Genomic DNA, 21,657 nt, shown 5'->3' on the forward strand with positions numbered 1-21,657 from the left:
AATAGGGAGTGTTTCATGTTTTCAATTAAGAATGTACTGCACGGAATTATCGCAGGGATTATTGCTGGCATCGTATTCAGTTTTTTTCTGTTGATGGGAGGAATGGTTGAAACCCTGGGAGCAATCATCAGAATGCCCACTCTGACAGGCGGACTTCTTGTCCATGCCATTGTCAGTATTATAACTGGTATTGTATTCGCCGTCGTTTTTGGCTATTTCATTCATTCCTGGGGTCTTGCGATATTACTGGGACTACTTTTTGGTTTGGGTATGTGGATAGCTGGTCCAATGACCTTGTTACCATATATGGCTGCTGGAACTCCTCTCTTTTCAAAATGGAATTTAGTTGATTTAAAGGCCAATATCCCTCCGCTGGTAGGGCATTTGGTCTATGGATTCCTTTTGGGTGTTGTTTATTACACACTCAGAATTAACCAATCCCGATTATAAAACATTTAGACAGGTCCAATCCGGCGTTTCTAAATGGTATATAATCTGATTAATCATCAGGGTGATGGAGCACCTATGCAATCTTTAGCAATGATGCAGGCGGTATTGGAAAATATACCGCAACTGGTCTTCTGGAAATCGGCAGATGGATTCTACCTGGGTGCCAACAGGCACTTTCTCGAGTTTGTCGGTCTGCAATCCCCGGAATCTTTAGTTGGTAAAACAGACGCTGAGCTCGCTTTGGCTCATCCAGTCATTCGCTATTTTGCCGAAGCAGATGACCAGGTATTAATGTACAGGATTCCGCATTCGGCAATTACCAGAACTATTCAGCATCATAATCAAACACTCACCCTGCTAATGGATAAATCGCCATTATTATCAGAGACGGGCCAGTTAAAGGGATTGCTTGGAGTGGTTACCGTCAAACAGCCTCAACTTTCAAATCATATTCACTTAAATGAAATCATCGACAATCTCCCTCATCTTATCTTTTGGAAAGATATTCGCTCGGTTTATTTAGGTTGTAACCGGCGGTTTGCAAGTTTACTCAATTCAACTCCACGCGATATCATCGGTAAAACTGATTTTGAGTTGAACTGGAGAAAAGAGGACGCCGAGCTCTTTGTTTCAGGCGATCTGGACGCTATGTCGGGCAATTCTAAAATTAATGTTGAAGAAACCATTGCAAGGGCCGATGGGCGACTAATAACCATGCTTTCCAGCAAAGTACCCATGTATGACGAGCAGGGCGTTTGCATTGGGATCCTGGGACTTTCGATAGACATTACAGAGCGTAAACAACTGGAAATTAATTTGAAAAAAGCGCTTGAAACGTCCCAGGCGGCTAACCTGGTCAAAACCGAATTTATTGCTGATATGAGCCATGATATCCGAACACCAATTACCGGAATCATTGGCATGTCGAAAATGCTTGAGGATAATTCGACTACAGCGGAAAATAAACAATATGCGCAATGGCTTAGTCAAAGCGGAGAGCAATTATTAACCTTGTTAAATGGGGTTCTCAAGACTATCTCTACTGATAGTCCACATGAAGAGATGGACAGCGACTGGTTCAATCTGACCGACTGTCTGAACAGTCTGGCAAAACTGGAACTCCCTGCCATTCAGACAAAACAGTTATCGCTGGTGCTGGTGATTGGACAAAATGTCCCAATCCAGCTATTTGGTGATCAGCATAAACTACACCGTGTTTTATTAAATTTAATCGATAACGCAATCAAATTTACCCATAACGGTTCGATTATATTAAAAGTGGAGCGTATTTCAGAAGGATTCTTACTATTTCAGGTGATTGATACCGGTGCAGGGATCCCCAAAGAGACGCAGCAAAGAATAGTTGAACGCTTCAATTCCCCTCTATCTTCTTTAAACAATGAGGAACAAGAAAAAATAGGGTTTCATATCGTTCAAAAATATCTTCAGTTCATTAAGGGCAAGTTTCAACTAAGCAGCATTGAAGGCGAGGGGACAACAGTGAGCTTAACCATTCCTCTTAAAAAAATCAGCCCGCAAACCGAATGTCTTCCAGCAATGCAAGTTAAAAATGCCTTGTTAACTGATTTGGAGCAACCAGGCAAGCCAGCGCCTGTAGTACCTTTAAAACTGGAATCTCAAGGATCGAGAGTGCTGTTAATAGAGGATAATCTGATTGCACGAAAAATGGCAGAAACCATGCTGGGTAAACTAGGTTGTGAATATATTTCAGCTGACAATGCTGAGGCCGGTTTTGAATTGATACGAAGCCACCCTATCGATATTGTCATTACAGATCTTGAATTGCCGGGCATGGATGGATTTCAGTTTGCGGCTCTAATCAGACAATGGGAAAAAGAACACCACCAGGAAGAGCGGCTTATCTTCGCTTTGACTGCACATTGTGCTAATGAAGTGGATAAGTCTCGGGCAAATATGGTCAATCAGGTCCTTACCAAGCCCTTATCTATGAGCAAGCTTGAGCAAATATTACCTCATATCAGGTTGCATACACCTTTGGCGAATGCAAATGCATCTGCAATCAATGAATTGAATCATTTTCCGATTTTTGACAAGGAACAAGCCCTTTCACAATTGGGCAGCGAAAAAGAAATGCTTGATCTATTAAAAATGCTGATTACAAAAGAGCTCCCTGAAGACCGTGAGGCTTTACAGAATGCATTTAAAGGTCATGAATGGCAAACGCTTGAACGAATCGCACATAAGTTAAAAAGTGGGGCAGCCTATTGTGGCACACAACGTCTTTATTCTGCCTGTGAATCTTTAGAAAAGGCATTAAAGGATGGCTACAACCCTTCCTCAGAGCAATTGTATGAGCAACTACAACAGATCATCGTGCAAACCGAACAGGCGCTGACACCTTATGTGAATAAATTATAACTGGCTCCCTGTATACAATAAACCGTCTTTGCGAGCGGTTGAGAAGTAATCCAGAGCTCCGAACTTTATTCAGGTTTTGATCAGGATTGCTTCTCTTCGTTCGCAAAGACTTAAGGCTAGTTGCTTGTTCTATTTATGCAACAATGAGTGACAACGCAGAAACCTGGAATAAGGTTTAGTTCATCTCTTCCATGTACTGACGAAGTTTTTTCATGGCGTTTTTTTCAAGCTGACGGACTCTCTCCGCAGAAACACTGTATTTTTCAGCTAAATCCTGCAGGGTTGTTTTATCATCCGCAAGCCAGCGTTGCTGAAGAATATCCTGACTTCTGTCATCGAGTCGTTCAAACGCAACCGAGAGATTATCCCGTCCGAGTTCACCGCTTCTTTCCTGCTCAACCAAATAGGCTGGATCATTATGTTCATCGTGTAAGAAATGAGCCGGAGCTTTATAGGCGTCATCATCGTCATCAGTTGCCAGGGCATCATAGGAAGAATCCATCGCGTTGAGCCGCTGCTCCATTAGCAAAACTTCCTCGCGCGAAACCCCCAGGTCTTTAGCTACGTCATCCACTTCCTGACGACTCATCCATCCCAAACGGTTTTTCATCTGCCGTAAATTGAAAAACAATTTACGCTGCGCTTTGGTTGTAGCGACTTTCACAATACGCCAGTTGCGTAATACAAACTCATGAATTTCTGCTTTAATCCAATGGACTGCAAATGAAACCAGACGAACTCCCATTTTGGGGTCAAAGCGTTTTACCGCTTTCATCAGACCAATATTACCTTCCTGGATTAAATCATTTAAGGGCAGGCCGTAGCCTAAATAGCCGCGGGCAACCCGCACTACATAGCGTAGATGGGCCAGGACAAGCTGGCGTGCGCTTTCGAGATCGTTTTCATTTTGAAAACGCTCAGCATAATCATGTTCTTCTTCAGCAGATAGCATTGGAATAAGATTGACTCGATGGATGTAGGCATCGAGACTTCCAATCGGTAAATTGATTGATGCTAGTTGTAACTGCCGATTCATACTACTCCTCCAGTTATTCCATCACCAAAAATCAAAACTAAGACGCTGTCTTCCTGTTTGATGTAATTTATAAGTAAGGGACAGCAGGAAATTACCAGAAAACACTGCTTTAAGTGCTCAATACCATATTATACACCCCCTGTAAAGAAAATTACAATACAGAGACTCCTTCACAGAGGGTCAGAAACTGAGCCTGTTAGTGATAAGGTCCTATCGAAGCCAACTGCCGTCTGACCGATAAACGGGCTCCCAGCCATCCCAGTAAAATTGCAGCAAGAACAATTGAATAAGCTTGTTTCACTGATAAGCCCTGCAAAGGGTAATTCATATGATAAACAGAGGCCAGTTCCTGAACAGCAACGGCAATACTCAGCATAAAAATATTAACAAAAAGAACTGCAAAAATTGCGCCCAGCAATCCATACCAAATGCCAGAGTATAGAAAAGGACGAAGAATAAAGGATTCGGTAGCGCCAATTAATTTTAATACCTGGATTTCCTCATGACGATGATGAATTGCCAGGCGCAAAGTATTACCGACAATTAACACTACAGCAGAAGCCAGCAAAGCCATCAGTGCATGAGCAATCTTTCCGGCAAAACCTAATATGGCATGCAGGCGCGTTATCCACTCCATATCCAGTTTAGCCTGCTCGACCTGGGGCATGGATTGCAGGCGTTCAAACAGCTGTCTGACCTGCAGGGGATTATTAACTGAAACCGCAGGAATCACGTCAATCACCGCCGGCAAGGGATTTTCCGGCAGATATTTCATAATATCATGCATGCCTTCCTGCTGCTGCAGTTCCTGCATGCCCTCATTTGCGGTTTTCAAAGAAGCCTGGCCGACTCCTCCCACTGCGCGCACTTCTTGCAGCAGGGCGGTTTCCTCATCTGAGGATACATTGGACTTTAAATAAAGAGAAATATGACCGCCCTGCTGCCAGTCAATCGTTAACTGATTCAAATTGTCCGAAAAAACCCAGAATAAGGTAGGTAAAGTCAACGCTATTGCAATCACAATCACAGTCATCATTGTCGCTAAAGGTTTGCGGCAAAGGTGATTAAAACTATTGGTAGCTGCCTGCAGATGATAGGCTCCTGCCTGCTTTAAATTATTCAGCATATCCGGCCTCCTTTAAGCATGATAATCCGATGCTTCATTCCTGCAATCAAGGCCAAATCATGTGTGGCAATCAGAACGCTTACCCCTACCTGATTAAACAGTGCGAACAATTTCATGATTTCCGCAGACAAGCCAGGATCAAGATTTCCTGTGGGTTCATCAGCAAGTAATAAATCCGGTTTATGCACTACGGCTCTGGCTATCCCTACTCGCTGCTGCTCTCCTCCCGATAAATGCACGGGCAGCATTTTTTCCTTGCTGAGTAAACCCACCATGTCCAGAGCCGCATGCACACGCTTGGCTATCTGAACAGGGGGAATGGCCTGAATTTGCAAAGGTAAAGCCACATTGTCAAAGATGCTTCGATCGCTCAAGAGATGCGGCGACTGGAAGGTGATTCCCAAGCTGCTGCGATATCTGGCAATATCATTATTGCGCAGCTGATTTAAACGGACGTTATTCACAATCACCTGACCGGAAGAAGGGTCTTCCAGCTTTGAAATTAATTTTAGCAAGGTACTTTTGCCAGCTCCTGAATGGCCGGTAAGAAAAGCCATTTCGCCTCTTTCAAGGGAAAAATCGATTTGGCTTAAAGCTTCAAATCCACCTGGATAACGTTTACTGACCTGTTCAAATTTAATTATCATTAAACAATGCCTTGACAAATTGTGACGGTTCAAAGGGACGCAGATCGTCTATTCCCTCACCAACTCCCAAATAACGGAATGGTATCGCCAACTCATTGGCAATAGCAAATAAAATTCCACCTCGCGCAGTGCCGTCAAGCTTGGTCATGGTTATACCTGACAAACCAACCGCCTGATGAAATTCACGCGCCTGATTCAAAGCATTTTGCCCAATACTGGCATCGAGTACCAGCATCGTTTCATGGGGTGCCTCAGGATTTATTTTTTGCATCACCCGCTTCACTTTTTTCAGCTCTTCCATCAGATTATTTTGAGTGTGCAGGCGACCCGCAGTATCTGCAATCAGAATATCTATGCCGCGTGCAGTAGCCGCCTGTAGGGCGTCATAAATCACTGAGGCACTGTCAGCACCTGTATGCTGAGCGATCACCGGGATTTCATTTCTGGCCCCCCAAACCTGCAACTGCTGCACAGCGGCCGCCCGGAAAGTATCTCCCGCCGCCAGCATAACTTTTTTGCCTTGCTGCTGAAATTGTTTGGCCAGCTTGCCAATGGTCGTGGTTTTCCCGGCTCCATTTACCCCAACCGCCAGAATTACGAAAGGCTTGTGGACCTGATTATCAACAAGCAGGGGCTGTGAGCAGGGACTGAGAATTGATTCCAGTTTATCTTTTAGACTACGAAATACAGCATCCCCATCATTAAGCTGCTTTCGAGCCATTCCCTCGCTTAACTGCTTTAATACCTCCTGACTGGTGTCAATTCCCAAATCGGCACTAATCAGCACAGTTTCCAGTTCCTCCAGTAAACCAGCATCAATTTGTTTTTTTCCAAGCAGTAAGCGCCCAACGCTATCACCAAATTGCTGGCGTGTTTTGGCCAGTCCGCGTTTCAGGCGGGTATAAAAGCTTAATCGTGATTCTTCTTGCGGCTGTACTTCAGGCAGGGGCTGCTCGGCAGCCAGGGCCGTTTCGGGTGTTTCAATCGTCACGGCCTCTCGCTGAGGCTGATTAGTATCAGTTTCAGGCACTGGAGGTGAGTTTTTTGTAGAAACATCCTGATTTTTTTTAAACCATTTAATCATAAGGTATACAAAAGAGAGGAAATATGGAATTCTATCACCTTTTTTCGCCGGGAGTTAATCCATGCGTCTTGTATTTGCAATTTTCTTTACCTTGCTATCCACTCTTGCCATGAGCGGCGTGCAAAAATTTACTTTGGACAATGGATTGAAGGTAATTGTTAAGGAAGATCATCGCGCGCCTGTGGCCGTCGTGATGGTTTGGTATAATGTGGGTTCCGCAGATGAGCCCGGGGGTATTACCGGCGTCTCTCACGCATTGGAACATCTGATGTTCAAAGGCACCAAAAAGTATCCTATTGGCATGTTTTCAAAAACAATCGCGGGTATTGGAGGCCAGGAAAATGCCTTCACCAATACCGATTATACGGCTTATTTTGAAAAAATTTCGGCCTCTCAGCTTCCTATTGCCTTTGAGCTGGAAGCCGATCGCATGCAGAATCTGGTCCTGGACCCCAATGAATTTTCCAAAGAAATCAAGGTCATTCAGGAAGAGCGGCGCATGCGCACTGACGACAATCCGCAGGCGCTGACCTTTGAGCGTTATCTGGCGACCGCTCATCTGGCTGCCCCCTACCATCATCCGGTTATTGGCTGGATGACTGATTTGCAGCAAATGAACGTCAATGATGCCCGCGCCTGGTATCAAAGCTTTTACACTCCAAACAATGCGACGCTGGTGGTGGTCGGGGATGTCAATCCTGAAAAAGTGCATGAACTTGCGAAATTATATTTCGGCCAGTTAAAGAAAAAACCCAGTTTTGTCAGAAAATCACAACTGGAACCGCCCAATTTAGGAGCTAAATCAGTGGCCATTCATGCACCCGCCAAACTGCCAATGCTTATGTTCGGATATTCGGTACCCACTGTAAAAACAGCCAAAACTAACTGGGAACCTTATGCCCTGGAAGTCATAGCCGGTATTCTGGACGCGGGAGAAAGCTCAAGATTTGCCAAAAACCTGGTTCGTGGCAGCCACCTCGCCAGCAATGTAGATATCTATTACAATTTATACAACCGATATCAAACGCAATTCGTCCTTTTTGGAATACCCACTCAAAACCATACTATGGATGAATTAAAAACCGCTTTGCTGCGTGAAATTCACCGTCTGCAAACCGAACCCGTCAATGAAGTCGAATTAAATCGTATTAAAACGCAAATTATCGCCCAGAAAACATTCGAGAAAGATTCTATCTTCGGCCAGGCGATGGAATTGGGTTTACTGGAAACGATTGGATTGGGTTCAGAAACAGCCGAGAGTTATACATCCAAAATACAAGCAATAACACCCGCTCAGATTCAGGAAGCAGCTCAACGTTATTTAAATGAGAATACGATTACGGAAGCCCGTTTGTATCCCTTATTGCAGTCCAAGGAATTACAATGAAAACAATTTATTTTTTAGCCGCTTTACTCATCAGCAGTTTAAGTTTGTGTGCACAGGCCGCCTCATTCAAAACTGAAAAATGGAATACCAGCAACGGAGCTCGTGTGGTCTTTTATCAGGCTAACGAGGTTCCCATGCTGGATATCAGCATCGCTTTTGCAGCGGGCTCTGCCTATGACAATAATTTTTTTGGTCTGGCAGCCCTGACCAATCGCTTGCTGGATCAGGGAAACAGTAATCTGGACGCCAATCAGATCGCTGAGAAAATAGCAAATACCGGCGCCCAGTTTGATAGTGAAGTCAGCCGCGACATGGCTATCGTACGTCTGAAAACCCTGACCAGCCTGCCTGCTCTAAATGAAGCACTGGACACATTTAACCTCATCGTTAATAAGCCCAACTTCAGACAAGATGCTTTCAACAGAGAAAAAAATCAGCAGATTATTGCAATCACCCAGGCCCAGGAGTCACCAGCGGATATTGCCAATAATCTGTTTTTCAGCAAGCTTTATAAAAACCATCCCTATGGGCATCCCGTGAACGGCACCGTTGAATCAGTGAAGAAAATTTCTAACTGGCAAGTAAGGGATTTTTATAAAAAAAATTATGTCGCCAATAATGCAGTCATTGTGATGGTGGGAGCTATCAGCAGCCAGCAAGCGCATGAAATTGCGGATAATCTGGTTAAAAATATCCCTGCCGGAGTTAAAAACCCCGCAATCTCTAAATCTGCGCCGCTCGCAGGAGCAGAACAAGTCAATTTTGATTTTTCATCTTCGCAGACAGTTTTGAAATTAGGGCAAATCGGTATCCAGCACGACAACCCTGATTATTTTCCATTAATGGTAGGAAACTATATTCTAGGTGGCGGCTCGCTTGTTTCACGCTTGTCGACCGAGATCCGTGAGAAGAATGGTTTAACTTATGGAATTAGCAGTCAATTTATGCCGATGCCGGGCAATGGTCCGTTCATGATTAGTTTTTCAACGCAGAATAATCAGGCAAAACAAGCGCTGAAGATGACTCAGGATACATTAAATGATTTTCTGAAGTCCGGCCCGACTGATGATGAGCTAAATGCTGCCAAACAATATCTGACAGGCAGCTTCCCCTTATCCCTGTCAAGTAATTCCAATATCGCCGGCATGCTTTTGCGTATGACATTTTATAATCTCCCTGATAACTATCTGGATACCTATGTGGCACACATCGAAGCGGTAACAGCGGAAGATATCAAGAAAGCCTTTGATATGACCATTCATCCAGAGCGCATGTTGCTAGTCAGTGTAGGGAAAATGTGAAAAATACGGTAAGAATTATCGGCGGTTACTACCGCGGAAAGAAAATCAGCTTCCCGGATGTGGAAGGTTTAAGGCCAACCCCTGATCGGGTAAAGGAAACGCTGTTTAACTGGTTAATGAATTCCCTGCACGGTAAACGCTGTCTGGATGCGTTTGCCGGCAGTGGTTCACTGGGGTTTGAGGCTTTGTCCCGCGGGGCGGCGCATGTTGTTTTCGTAGAGTCGGCCAAGCCTGTATTTGAGCAACTCAGAAAAACCGCAGCCAGTATTTCGGCAAAGGGAGTTGAGATTATTCATGGTGATACCCTTCACTATCTCAAACATTGCAAGGAACCGTTTGATCTCATTTTTCTTGATCCGCCTTTTGCCAGTCGCCTCCAGGAAGAATGCATTGATATTATTGCAAAAAACAGGATATTAGCTTCAGGAGGCTTGCTTTATGTAGAGTCTTCTGAGCCCCTGAATCTGGACAATACTCAATGGGAAGTCTTAAAAAATAAACAGGCCGGGCAGGTCATTTTCTCGCTTTATGAACGACTATGATCATAGTTTATACTCATAGAATTCATCTTAAGCAAACTGCTGCACTCGCAGGAAACTACCAGAGTTCTATTTTACATTTGAAAATGTACGGTAATTCTTGACAAGGTGACAGCCTCCTGTTTCAATCATTACAGTACTGATCCATTAAATAGCCGAACAAATAATGAACAAAAAATTGGCACTATTGATTGCAACTGCTATCTTGCTGCAGGCCTGTAAAGGAACAGGCATTTATAAAAAGCCGCCTCTAAATGATCCAAGCGATGATGCAACGATCAAACTTGCTGAAGCCGCTTCGTCCATAAGCGATTCCATGCTTCAGATGACCAGAGTTGAAAAGAGCATCGTTCCGCCGCATGGGGATAATACTCTCACTATTCCCAATGCCTATAATCTGCAAGCCAGAGCTTCAGTGGACTGGTCTGGCCCCATTGAGGAATTGACCGCACGTATTGCGAAAGCCGCTCACTATCGTTTAAGAGTACTGGGTCCTGAACCCGCTATTCCAGTACTTATAAGTCTGAATGCCAAAGATCAGAGCCTTGCCGAAATATTACGAAACATTGATTATCAGGCCAAACACAAGGCGAACATACATGTTTATCCAAACAGTCAGGTAGTTGAATTACGATATGTCAAAATTTATTCCTAGTTTAAGTGTTTGCTGTTTGACCATTTTGGTAGCAGCATGCGCACATCGATCCACAGTAACGGTAATTGATACCAGCACACTGCCAGGGCTTATTGCGATGGGAAACACAGGCCCTGCAAATGCCCGTGGCACGCAAAGCGTTGGTAAAATCAGGGAAATGGCTCTCAAGGAAACGGCTTTGAGCCTTGGCGCTCAATCAGGACTTGCCTGGAGAGCCTGTCAGATTAATGACGAATTAACCCGACAACAGCGAACTCTGGACGCAGTCTATGATTTTAACTCTTTGATTCTTGAAAACAATATCCTGCCTCCTGTCCTGCTGGAAGGCCGTAATACTTTAAATCTTGCTGATCTGCAAACTATCCGTGTTTCCGATAGAGTATATAAAGTCTCAAAACAAGCCCATTTCGTAACAACGCCTCCCACCTGGCGCCAATACTTGTGGATGGATTACAAAAAACCAGAAACACCGCATGTCAGCCTGCTGCCTAAATGCAGAGAAGAAAGGGCTATCTGGGTGGCGTATATAGAAAAAGGTTGGAAAAACGGCGTTGATCAGGCAAATACCATTCTTGAAGAAAGCGTGGCCCGTATCAAGGAAGATTTTAGCGGAATGATTCTTTACCGAAAACTGCTGGCAATGAACATGGTTTCACCTCCTTTCGTATCCCATACCGAACTAGGGGTTACCGGAGATGCTTCAGAAATTCATATTGATGATCGCGTATTGCGTATCACAGCACTACCCGGCCTTAATATAAACAGCAAAGAGTGGCGTGCAGCTGTAGAGAAAGACGAAAATGCTTTGGAGCAATTCAAAAATATGGATAAGCTCGCACAAAACACTAATATCACAGTGACAAGCAAAGCATGGCAGCCGGTTATTGCTCCGGTAAATTAATTACAAGCTTAGCCTTGGCACATACTTTAGCACGTCATCCCGAACGTAGTGAGGGATCTCCTTAATAGTGCACTGCTCTACGCATGGGAGATCCCTCACTACGTTCGGGATGACAAGCAAAGTTGAGACCCCGGGCTGGAATGTCTACAATTAACTACAATAGCTTTGTAATAATTAAAAGCAGCTAGCTGCGCACACTGTACCAGGCTATTCGTGCAAAAATTAGCGCAAACGCTGCCAATACAGCTCAACAGAGCAACAAAAACGTCCACTTTTCAATTTCAGGATTTGCATATGAGTAACATTAGTCTGATGCCAGATGAACCTACCCGATTCACGCCCATTTTTATGGACAAAATGTTAGAGCATGCGGAAAGCCTGCATGCCTCAGATATCACTATTCAGACCGGTTCGCCTATCTTTGCTGAGGTCTATGGCCGGCTTTTAAAAATTACCAACCGCACCTTATCCAATACCGAGCTGGGTGACCTGATTAATTCCATATATGGCCCTAACGCTACCACCCAGTTATTATCAGGTAAGGATATCGATACCCATTATGAATTCCGACCTAACCGCGGCGTGCGTTATCGTTACCGGGTCAATGCCACAGCTTGTCTGGTCGAGGGGCATGATGCTATCCAAATCACCTTGCGGACCATTCCGACTACCCCGCCAAGACTGGAAACAATGGGGCTTCCTGATAACATTCTCGAGTCTATAGCACCACAGGAAGGGATTGTCTTTATCACTGGCGCAACCGGCTCTGGTAAATCCACCCTGCTTGCCTCAATTATTCGCGAACTTATTGAGAATCAGGATTCCAATCGAAAAGTTCTCACGTATGAGTCGCCTATCGAGTTTGTGTTTGATGAGATTGAAACAATTTCGGCTGTGGTCAGCCAGTCTGAAATTCCCCGCCACTTACCCGATTTCGCTGATGGCGTTCGTAATGCGCTTCGTAGGAAACCACGTCTGATTATGGTGGGAGAGTGTCGTGATGCGGCAACAATCAGTGCGGCTTTAGAGGCGGCATTGACCGGTCACCCTGTGTATACCACCCTGCATACCTCCGGCGTTGCTGAAACCATGCGCCGACTGGTAACCTCATTTAGCGGTGAGGAGCGTTTAGGACGAACCATCGATATTCTTGAAACCATTCGGCTCTGTATCTGGCAGAAACTGGTTCCTACCGTAGATGAAAAACGGGTGGCCTTGAGAGAATATTTAGTTTTCGATGAAGAAGTCCGCGATACTCTGCTGGAAGGAGATCCCAATGAGGTCACTTCCCTGACACGAAAACTGGTTCGTCAGAAAGGACAATTAATGACGGTTGATGCCCGTAACAAGTTTGAACAAGGAATTATCAGTGAACGGGTATATAAGCTGATTATTGCTGGAACCAAAGAATACCAAAGGGAATAACAGGAGCACGTCATCCCGAGCGTTCGGGATGACAAGTGAGTATTTTCTCCTTAAGAGTGCCATTCGGCAGAGGCTCAACCTGCCTGTAATTCGAGACTTCCTTCCAGGGCGGAAATTATTATTCTCCGCCTTGAGTTGCTTCCACATTCGCTCCAGGCGAACTGACCGCACTGGCGGCTTTTTTGACGCCCTTCATCGCGTAACCGCTGAGTTGTTTATCAATCTGCTGAGCCGCTTTAGCCGTGCTCGAACCCGCGTCACTTACCTGCTTCTTGGGTTCTTCAGCCCATTGTGAGGTTTCCTGACCAATGCCTTCAGGCTGACCACCAATCCATCGTAACACCTTATCGGGAAGATAAGTAATCAGAGTAAAGGATTTGGTCACTGCCGTCACATACATCATGGTATAAACAAGAATCGAGAAGAAGAATCCATAAATACCCGCCCAACCCGTATATCCCGTGCTGGTATTAATTGCACCCGCCTGTTTACTGGGATCACCGGAAGTGCTGCTGTAACTAAATGCCGAACCGCTTGGATCCCCTTGAATAAAGGTCACCACATTGTAGAAACCGGCATTAATAATCCAGACGACTACATAGGAGAGCGCAATTGCAGCGATATAGCCAATAATCATCATCGCCGGCCGTAAGAAGACATTCATAAGAATCATGATGGCCTGCTCGCCTTTACCAAAGGCGCCCTCGCCTTCAGGATGGGTGATTCCAAGAGCAACAATCGGTGCCGCCACCATGGCCTCAATCACCGCAATCAACCATCCCATCGTACCGAAGGTGAAGATCATATACGGCAGGAAAGGAATAAAATAGGCAGTCGTGAATCCTATACTGACCATCGTGCCCAGCCAGGCAATCAGTAAAGGCATTACCATTGCAATCAACGGGAATATGAACACACCAAACCAGGGAATCAATATACTGGTAATTGCCATCATCAGCAGATAAATCCACAGCTCATTGGCAAAATTGATATAGTTCACCCCCATATTAGCCAGCGCAATGACCGGATTCACCGTGGGCTGCTGAATAAAAGATACGCCATAGGTAAAAATCTGCGCCATTCCCTGTAGCGGAACCGAGAGGAAGGTCAACACGACCATATTAATAATCTGTGCCATCATGGAGAGGAACAAATTAAACAGCGTCACAAAGATGACGTTGTAAAGCAGAACACCGAACATTTCACCCAAACAGAATACGAAGAACAGGATCTGCACTTTTCCGCAGCTAAAACTCATCGGCTTTAAGTAGAACGGCGTGAAAGTGATATTAATTTTCATAGCGAATTTGGGTGCTGTCACAATCCCTGGCTGACCCGGTAATTGCACCATAGACGCATTGCTAATATAACCGTAGGTTGTAGACGACCCTAATCCGGTTACCGCCTTATGGCTTATTGAATTAAAGGTGGGAACGTCCAATCCTGAGTTCAATACAGTGGAACCGTCAATCAATCCGGCAATATGTTTTACATATTTATCATCACCCTGATACCACTGACATAATTCAGAGTATTGCCCTTTACAGGTGCCATCGCCTCCAAACGCATTGGTCATGGTACTAATATCCGCGGAACTGCTGTCCAGTCCGGAATCTGAATCCGTTTGGTTCGACAACTTGATATCGGAAGAGTTAATCTTGGCCAGGTCAATAAAATAACTGCCAGCCATTAACCAGCCCTGTGCCTCTGCCTTGGCAATAAAATCCCTTACATTGTCCTTGGTTTTACTTTCGGTAGCCTGCGTGTAGAGATTTAAAGTCGGCAGCATGATGCCATTATAATCCGATACCGCGCCCTGAAACTCAGTGCCGTTAAACAGGGGTGCGCTTTGAGCAGACGAATCGCTGCCCCAGGAGATACAATCCTTGTCAGGACTGCTGCAGGGAACTCCTGTGGACATATAGGCAACACCATATTGCTGAACAGCCACCTTGGAGAACTCATTATCCTTATTAATTTTGGCATAGGTTGATGAGTTCAACTTGGGATCATTATTCACCATCACCGTGGCCACCTGCGACAAATCCTGATACATCTGCTGGATGGCAATGGCTCGAGACATTTTTACGGTATCAATTTCATTTTTGTCGAGAGTAGAGATATTTTTTTGAATGGTGGTAATTTTATCGGCAGGATAGGCATTCCACTCTATCTTTCCGCAAATACCGTTTAAAAAGGAATAGGCTGAATCCGAGTCGAAATTCGGCATTGGAACACTTTGTTTTGAATTATTCGGATTATTATTCTGCTGGGTTACCACATTGACTGTATTAAGGAAATCAGGGACATTGGCCTGACAAAAATCCTGCATTTCCTTACTGGGTCCATTGACACAGGGACCAGAATTTTTACTTGCCTGATTTTTGTAGCCCTGTTGCACACTCGTCAGAGTATTCTGCAGCCCGAGCATACAAACCTGACCTGCAAGAATCGCGGTAGCCCCTGTTGCGATACTGCCATTGTCTCCAAGAATCGATTTCATCGGATCCATCTGGGCCTGCACTATCACGCCTCCGCGGTTCAGATAACTTAACGCAGCCTGCCAGACTTTATCAGCCGCACCCACCCCCTGCACGACCACCCACATAACGAAAATCTGCATCAGGCAGTAACCAGACGCCTTGGGTATTAAAAGTGCCAGACCAAAGGTTGATCGCAACGGAACCCATATGGACGACCATTTCTGTCCGAGCATTTGCCCTTCATGGGCTGTATTAACAGTCGACACCAGGAGGGTGTACATGATTATAATACCGCCCAGAGCCAGTACCGCCGAGTTGAATACGCTAAACATCGTCCCCATAATCTGGCTGCCGGTACCATGCAGCACCCCATCGACGATACCAAAAATATTTCCCAGAAAAACAACCGAATAATCACTGGGCGGGGGAGCAAAACTGATAGAACTACTTCCGCCGCTGCCACTGTCTTGTGCAAGGGCTAACAGGGGAAAGAATGCAGAAAGCAAACCAAATACTATTTTATTCATGTTTTTCACCTAACAAACCCTGCCGATACCATTCCTTAATAGAAACTCCCAGTTTACGATGTTTAATCTGGTAATACCAAAAGTGATAGCGGAAAGATAAAGCAAGCGCGATGAACATCACCACAACGCTCAGTAATATCGATCTCCAGGTACCATATAAAACATGGTAGCCGGTATATCCAAGCATGAATATGGCAATCAGCACCATCAGAATACTTAATCGATATAACCCTTTCTGGCGGGCAAGCAATTCGGCGTCATCGAGATGCAATTCACGTACAGCCTGTTTAAAGGATTCACCCGTTGTGCTTTGCTGGGGAACAAACATTTTTTTAAACCCATTACCCAGATAAGCGGTAAAGGATTTTAAACGATCGTAGTCCACCCAATAACGAATATTGAAGATACTTCTGATAATCGTACCTATCCGCGAGTCACTTACTTTTTTCATAAAATTTACTTTCTATGTATTAGATTTTTCTACCACTTACTATACTATAGTAGTTACATAGCCCCCAGTCTATCAATTAGTTTGACAGTAAAAAAAGAGTAAATGTATGCCTGATCTAAGTCATGAAGCTTCAGCCCAATATTGGTTTGAATATGTGGATCCAATGATCTACCGCGTTATTACCTTTATGGAAAGCGTGGAAGACTGGACAATGGATGGAAATCCGGAATTGGAAGCAGCTATCAAAAAGCTCGGTGAAGAGCTTGATGACATCGATAAAATCGATATGGGAATGCTGGGCCAGGAGGATGCATTCATTCGATTGGCAGGAAATATCAAGTCAGGACGCGGCCTGAGACTTTTACAAGCCATTGATACTGTACATCCAGGCAGTGCATCGCGTATTCTGATCCATGCGGAAGAAACCAGCCTGGGCAGCCATGATCCAGCTGGATTCTTTCTGAAAAGAAATATTACATTTGAACGCCTGCGCCTGCTGGGACGCGTTTTTTCAGAATATCGCTTAAAACTAGTTGCTCGTGCTCTTGAAGGGGAAGAATAAATGCTATTGAAACCGAAACAGGCTTTACCCGTGTTACTGTTACTCTGCTCATCGACTGTGATTGCTGATGTTCCAACAGGAGGCCTTGATGACGCCGGTGGCGGCGGCCAAAGTGATTTGCCTACCTATCTGCAAAATCTTGGAAAATATTTTGGTTATGACATCACCCAGTATTGTACTACCGGAGGAACTTGCAGTCAGGGCGGGGGCGGCTCGGATACTTTCAGTAATTTGCTGATTAACTCTCAAAATAATTTAGCTCCTCAACTATCCAGCTATTACAGCTTTCTCGGTGCTCTGCTTTCACCAGGTGCATCCAGCAATGGCAGTAGTGGACAAGGCGCTCCCATTGTGAACGGCGGTTCACAGGGCAACAGCACTATTAACAGTCTGGCTGCAACTACCTTTCCTTCCTATGGCAGCACCTCAGGAAGCGGCGTCAGTGCCTCCGCTCTGATTGATCAGACAGCCAATAAGCAATATATGTCAGATCCGGTTAGCCAGGCAGTTTTTAACATTCTCACAACCCCTAACAGCAGTTATTGTGTTAACAATGACGGCTCCTGGAAGCAGCAATGTAAATATCTGTACCGTAGCCTGGTAATGTCAAACGTGATAGGCACACTGCCCTCCACCGATGATTTTTTTAATAGCTCTTATACGCAGGGGCTGGTTTCACAGTTAAACAGCAACGCTCTCCTTTCTCCAATGCTGTTCAGCACGAATTCTGGCGGTCAGACAACAACTTCTTCCCCGCTCGTCTCCGATGACTCACAGAACCAGGGCTTAACGGCCAATAATCAGGTACAGGAGGCCGCCAACTTTATTCGCTATGCCAGCGGACAGGTCAACCCGGTCGCTCTACCAGATAGAAATACTTATGATTCACTTTATAATAAGGCTTTGAATCTGAGTAAAAATACAGAAGCCTCGGATCAGATTCAAGCTCAGACTACACTGACTGATTATCTCACGCGTCTTCGCACTTACGCGGCGCAAGTATCGGTAGGAATTGGTAATCTGTATTATATTTTGTCCAAACGCCTGCCACAAAATCTTAGTGGAACCTCAGGTAACACGACCAGTCAGGCCTTAAGTGAATATACGATGGCTACCTGGCGATTATTTAATAGCAATCAAAGCAGCAGCGGCGGACAAACTCAGCAACAATGGGTGGAGCAAATCAATACCGCTAACTCAGCCACAGTGCAAAAAGAAATTGCGGTTTTACTAGCCGAGATCAACTATCAGATGTATTTAAGCAGACAGCAGCAAGAGCGTCTTTTGTTAACAGAAACTATTCTGCTACTGCAAAATTCACACGCTGCAGAACCCGATGCAGGTCTGGCTGCAGGCAGTAATAATTCTGATTATCAAAATCCGGCCTCTTCTTCCTAAAATATCTTTCTATGGCGTGTCCCTCGACACGCCAGTTTCACTGGTAACTGCTCACGAATTCACTAGTTACTCAGTGGCGGCTTTATTCGAGTAAATATTTCATCAATCAATTGATACACCACAGTCTTTTTCTCCTGCCATTTATTCACTACATTGTTTTGCAGTGTTTCACAGTTATCAGACAGCCAGGAACCATATTTGACCAATAAAAGAGCGCCATTTGCAGTGAGGCAAGTACTCACTTCTTTTTGAATTTTTGCATCGCAGAGATCACCTTCACTATAACAGCTAAGTATTAACAGCTTACTCATGTTCTGCCAATCCGCTGGCGGTTCAACACCCAGAAACTGCTTGTTAATCAGCTTCGGTAATTCCTGGTCCATCACCCAGTTGATATCAGAGGATTTCAAGTTTAATGGACAGGATAACTGTTTAGTATATTGTTTTATATCCTTTCCTATACTGGAAAGCTGATGAGCATCAATACACTGCTTGGCAAAGGGTGAGCTAGAACAAACACTCAGCAGTGAAAACAAAAGGATTGAATATCTTTTCATAATTCCTCCCGAACAAAGATTCATTATATCCTGATAAGGCTGACGTTGATTATTTTACCAGTCTTGCATGTTTAGCCGGATGAATCGTTTTATTTTTTTCATGAAAATACACTTTAGTAAATTCCGCTCCAGTGAACAAGATTTGCGCGGAATAATAAATCCAGACCAGAATGAGAATCAACGCGCCCGATGCGCCAAATCCTTCTGCCAAATTGGAATGGGAAAGGTATAGTCCCAATAATAATTTGCCTATTGTAAACATTAAAGCAGTCAAAAAAGCACCCAGCCAGACGTCTCTCCACTGCAATAATACGTCGGGGATGATTTTAAATATCATTGCAAAAAGAATGGTTATTCCAGCCATAGAAATAATGATGTTTAATCCGTAACCCAGAATGACTAACTGAGGTAAAAGCTGTAATAAGCCAGCACTGATCATTGATAAAAGAAGAGAGATTATCAATGAAACCAGAAGAAGAAACCCTACACCAAGCACTAAAGTGAATGATAAAAACCGATCGCTGACCAGTCCCCAAAATCCTCTATCCGCACGGGGAGTCACCCCCCATATATTGTTCAAGCCAGTTTGTAAGGCACCAAAAAAACCGGATGCACCAAATAGCAGAATAATGATTGAGACCAGTTTTGCGATAAGATGAGTGGAGGGTTTGACTGTTGAGATCATAAGTCTGATTTGCTCAGCCGGCGCGTCTCCGAAGGTTTCACCCAATTGGGCCAGCAGGTTTTGCTGGACAATCCTGGGGTCAAACACAAGACCCGCTATTGCAATCGAAATAATCAACAATGGCGCTATTGAAAATATAGTGTAATAGGATAATGCTGCAGACAAAGTAGCCACTTTGTCTTCATTCCAATTATCCCATACTTTTTTTAATATTTTTCTGAAGTCCATTTTCACTAGGATTGCTCCCTGGTTTAAAAATCAACCCTCACCCTAACCCTCTCCCAGCTTGGGAGAGGGGATTTTTTTTCTTAAATCCTCTCTCCCCTCAGGGGAGAGAGTTAGAGAGAGGGGTTAAAATTCACCCTAACCTCTCCCAGCTTGGGAGAGAGGACTTCCACTTAGTCTAGTAGAGTGTGGTCTTTTATGCAGCTAACTAACGCCCCGCAAAAGTATGATTAAGCTCTGGCCTGACTGCGCCATTAAGGGGCTGCGGACGAATTGGACCACCGAAAAATCTCGCCCCCTGATTCAGAAGATTCATTGTTTCCTGTGGAACTATCGAGCCCGGTTTTAACCCATTCAGCGCCGTTTGCAAAGGCAGGTCTTTAACCTGTGCTGCTTTTGCCGTTGCTTTAAGACTATCAATAACCTGAGGGGTTGGCTGCAATTTCATTAATCTAAGCATATGTACATAGCTTGCCTTCATTTCCTCCTGAAAAGCAGGCTGAGGCCTTGGAATGTAATTATTGGATGTGTAGGCAGCGACTCTCTCTCTCGCAAATAATTTGGCGTCATGGATATCAATCAGTGCTTTACTGAATTTCGCAACATCCTCAAGCACGTCTAACCGCTTTTCTTCAGCCACATTCCTTCTTTTTTCCAGCCGGCTCATATCCTGAGCCTGTTTCATTAACAGCAATTGCTGAGTACCCAGCATATCACGATGCTGATGCAATCCAATTTTATGAGCTCGATCTATCAAATGAGGTGTCCTGACGGGACGATTCGTAAGCTCATTTTCATGCTCGAAGAGATAAATATGCTGGTCTTGCATACGCAATTGACAATGAGAAGGCACAAAGAAGGCGGCCTGTCTGAAATCAATTACTTTGTTACCAGAGGCGTCATACATCCGTTTTTCATTTTTCAGAACACCCAGTATATTCTCCAACTGCTGCCTGTGTATTTCAGCCGCTTGCTGATGAATGCGTTTTCCGACTAATTTATTCTGAGGAACTGGATTAAAGGACTCAAGTCGTTGATTAATTAGCTGTATACTTTGTTCAGGATTGGCTTGCTGATAAATAATTTCCAGATAGGCATCGTGTTCATTAAGCAAAGTCTGTAAGCTATTATATTTCTGCGTCAGTTTGAGCTGTTTGCGGTCAATTTCCGCAATTTCTTCCTCAACTTTCTCAGCAGCGAGGAGGCTGTGTTGCAATGCAACATGGATAATCTCTTCCGATATTTCATAAGCCTCCAGCATTAGTTCCCATTCTCTGCCAGCAGGTAATTCCAGTTTAACCGCTCCCTGTTCATGAACTACTTTGTTACGCGCTAAATCCTTCTGTATTTGTCTATCAAGTTCTGCGTTATAGTCTTTTCGCGCTTTTGCTTTTTTGGCAGAGAGCTGCATTAAAAGATAGGCCAAAGCACGGTGGGCCTTGATTAAATCATCTTGCGCCTTTAAACGCATGGCATCCATAATCGCTTCATGAGCAGCGATTTCCTTGTAAATTCTGACTCTTACTTCTTTGCCTTCAGGGGATTCGAGGAACTCATGGACATGCTGGGCAGTTTTTAGACCATATAATCCTAACACTCGTTTCACATCACTACCGGGAACTCTGTGTGCTTTCTCATCTTCTTGAAGATGGTCAAAGGAATTAAGCCATTGGCTGATAGTCTCAGGAGAAGATGAAAGAGAAGGCATCCAGAACCCCGCTTTGTATAGGAATGAGTAATATTGCTAATTTTATACTTTTTGGAGTTTTTATGCAATTCGCTTCGAATCTCATTTAGACATAATGGCTATATTAAAAT

Annotated in this window: 19 protein-coding genes; 10 read left to right on the forward strand and 9 right to left on the reverse strand. The window is 44.4% G+C overall.

The window, feature by feature from the left end; all coding sequences use genetic code 11:
- Positions 1 to 15 precede the first annotated feature (15 nt).
- Together B1207_RS11030 and B1207_RS11035 are read left to right on the forward strand one after the other, a co-directional pair.
- Complete coding sequence (locus B1207_RS11030; protein ID WP_112220035.1) at positions 16 to 450, forward strand: hypothetical protein; 435 nt, start codon at positions 16 to 18, stop codon at positions 448 to 450.
- A 75-nt stretch (positions 451 to 525) separates the two neighbouring features.
- Positions 526 to 2,850 carry a PAS domain-containing hybrid sensor histidine kinase/response regulator gene (locus tag B1207_RS11035; protein WP_172458283.1) on the forward strand — a complete coding sequence of 775 codons (2,325 nt, stop codon included), beginning with the start codon at positions 526 to 528 and terminating at the stop codon, positions 2,848 to 2,850.
- Positions 2,851 to 3,025: 175 nt separating this feature from the next.
- Here B1207_RS11035 and rpoH read toward each other — a convergent pair whose 3' ends face one another.
- From rpoH to ftsY, 4 genes are all read right to left on the reverse strand, one after another.
- On the reverse strand, positions 3,026 to 3,886 hold the full coding sequence (gene rpoH / locus B1207_RS11040) for an RNA polymerase sigma factor RpoH (protein ID WP_112220037.1): 861 nt from the start codon (positions 3,884 to 3,886) through the stop codon (positions 3,026 to 3,028).
- Positions 3,887 to 4,082: 196 nt separating this feature from the next.
- Complete coding sequence (gene ftsX / locus B1207_RS11045) at positions 4,083 to 5,012, reverse strand: permease-like cell division protein FtsX (RefSeq protein WP_112220038.1); 930 nt, start codon at positions 5,010 to 5,012, stop codon at positions 4,083 to 4,085.
- On the reverse strand, positions 5,006 to 5,656 hold the full coding sequence (ftsE, locus tag B1207_RS11050) for a cell division ATP-binding protein FtsE (RefSeq protein ID WP_058507914.1): 651 nt from the start codon (positions 5,654 to 5,656) through the stop codon (positions 5,006 to 5,008). Before ftsE ends, ftsX begins: the two co-directional genes overlap by 7 nt.
- A complete protein-coding gene (ftsY, locus tag B1207_RS11055) occupies positions 5,649 to 6,743 on the reverse strand; it encodes a signal recognition particle-docking protein FtsY (RefSeq protein ID WP_112220039.1) in 1,095 nt (364 codons plus the stop codon). Before ftsY ends, ftsE begins: the two co-directional genes overlap by 8 nt.
- Positions 6,744 to 6,804: 61 nt before the next feature.
- On the opposite strand from ftsY, the gene B1207_RS11060 reads away from it, so the two are divergent.
- From B1207_RS11060 to dotB, 6 genes are all read left to right on the forward strand, one after another.
- Entirely contained in the window at positions 6,805 to 8,130 is a 1,326-nt protein-coding gene (locus B1207_RS11060; RefSeq protein ID WP_112220040.1) for a M16 family metallopeptidase, read from the forward strand.
- On the forward strand, positions 8,127 to 9,431 hold the full coding sequence (locus tag B1207_RS11065) for a M16 family metallopeptidase (protein ID WP_112220041.1): 1,305 nt from the start codon (positions 8,127 to 8,129) through the stop codon (positions 9,429 to 9,431). The genes B1207_RS11060 and B1207_RS11065 overlap by 4 nt, the downstream gene beginning before the upstream one ends.
- On the forward strand, positions 9,428 to 9,973 hold the full coding sequence (gene rsmD, locus B1207_RS11070) for a 16S rRNA (guanine(966)-N(2))-methyltransferase RsmD (protein WP_112220042.1): 546 nt from the start codon (positions 9,428 to 9,430) through the stop codon (positions 9,971 to 9,973). Before B1207_RS11065 ends, rsmD begins: the two co-directional genes overlap by 4 nt.
- A gap of 163 nt (positions 9,974 to 10,136) precedes the next feature.
- Positions 10,137 to 10,625 carry a type IVB secretion system lipoprotein DotD gene (dotD, locus tag B1207_RS11075; RefSeq protein WP_058507799.1) on the forward strand — a complete coding sequence of 163 codons (489 nt, stop codon included), beginning with the start codon at positions 10,137 to 10,139 and terminating at the stop codon, positions 10,623 to 10,625.
- Positions 10,606 to 11,526, forward strand: a complete 921-nt coding sequence (locus B1207_RS11080; RefSeq protein WP_112220043.1) for a type IV secretion system DotC family protein — start codon at positions 10,606 to 10,608, stop codon at positions 11,524 to 11,526. Before dotD ends, B1207_RS11080 begins: the two co-directional genes overlap by 20 nt.
- A gap of 312 nt (positions 11,527 to 11,838) precedes the next feature.
- The gene (gene dotB, locus B1207_RS11085) at positions 11,839 to 12,951 is read left to right on the forward strand and encodes a Dot/Icm type IV secretion system ATPase DotB (protein WP_172458292.1); all 1,113 of its coding nucleotides are present in this window, start codon (positions 11,839 to 11,841) and stop codon (positions 12,949 to 12,951) included.
- Positions 12,952 to 13,069: 118 nt separating this feature from the next.
- On the opposite strand, the gene dotA is transcribed toward dotB, so the two are convergent.
- Complete coding sequence (gene dotA, locus B1207_RS11090; protein WP_112220044.1) at positions 13,070 to 15,961, reverse strand: type IVB secretion system protein DotA; 2,892 nt, start codon at positions 15,959 to 15,961, stop codon at positions 13,070 to 13,072.
- A complete protein-coding gene (gene icmV / locus B1207_RS11095) occupies positions 15,954 to 16,412 on the reverse strand; it encodes a type IVB secretion system protein IcmV (protein ID WP_112220045.1) in 459 nt (152 codons plus the stop codon). The genes dotA and icmV overlap by 8 nt, the downstream gene beginning before the upstream one ends.
- A gap of 106 nt (positions 16,413 to 16,518) precedes the next feature.
- Here icmV and icmW point away from each other — a divergent pair, with 106 nt between their 5' ends.
- Positions 16,519 to 16,974 carry a type IVB secretion system protein IcmW gene (icmW, locus tag B1207_RS11100; protein ID WP_112220046.1) on the forward strand — a complete coding sequence of 152 codons (456 nt, stop codon included), beginning with the start codon at positions 16,519 to 16,521 and terminating at the stop codon, positions 16,972 to 16,974.
- Complete coding sequence (gene icmX / locus B1207_RS11105) at positions 16,975 to 18,372, forward strand: type IVB secretion system protein IcmX (RefSeq protein WP_112220047.1); 1,398 nt, start codon at positions 16,975 to 16,977, stop codon at positions 18,370 to 18,372. It begins immediately after the preceding gene.
- A 62-nt stretch (positions 18,373 to 18,434) separates the two neighbouring features.
- Here the strand turns inward: icmX and B1207_RS11110 are convergent, their stop codons facing one another.
- The 3 genes from B1207_RS11110 to B1207_RS11120 all read right to left on the reverse strand — a co-directional run bounded on the left by B1207_RS11110 (position 18,435) and on the right by B1207_RS11120 (position 21,547).
- Complete coding sequence (locus B1207_RS11110; RefSeq protein WP_112220048.1) at positions 18,435 to 18,929, reverse strand: hypothetical protein; 495 nt, start codon at positions 18,927 to 18,929, stop codon at positions 18,435 to 18,437.
- A 49-nt stretch (positions 18,930 to 18,978) separates the two neighbouring features.
- Positions 18,979 to 19,842 (reverse strand): YihY/virulence factor BrkB family protein, encoded by an 864-nt coding sequence (locus B1207_RS11115; protein WP_253255857.1) that lies wholly within the window; start codon positions 19,840 to 19,842, stop codon positions 18,979 to 18,981.
- A 205-nt stretch (positions 19,843 to 20,047) separates the two neighbouring features.
- Positions 20,048 to 21,547 (reverse strand): hypothetical protein, encoded by a 1,500-nt coding sequence (locus tag B1207_RS11120; RefSeq protein WP_112220050.1) that lies wholly within the window; start codon positions 21,545 to 21,547, stop codon positions 20,048 to 20,050.
- Positions 21,548 to 21,657: the final 110 nt, after the last annotated feature.

The sequence above is a fragment of the Legionella quinlivanii genome (assembly GCF_003265995.1).
GTDB classification, from domain to species: Bacteria; Pseudomonadota; Gammaproteobacteria; order Legionellales; family Legionellaceae; genus Legionella_C; species Legionella_C quinlivanii_A.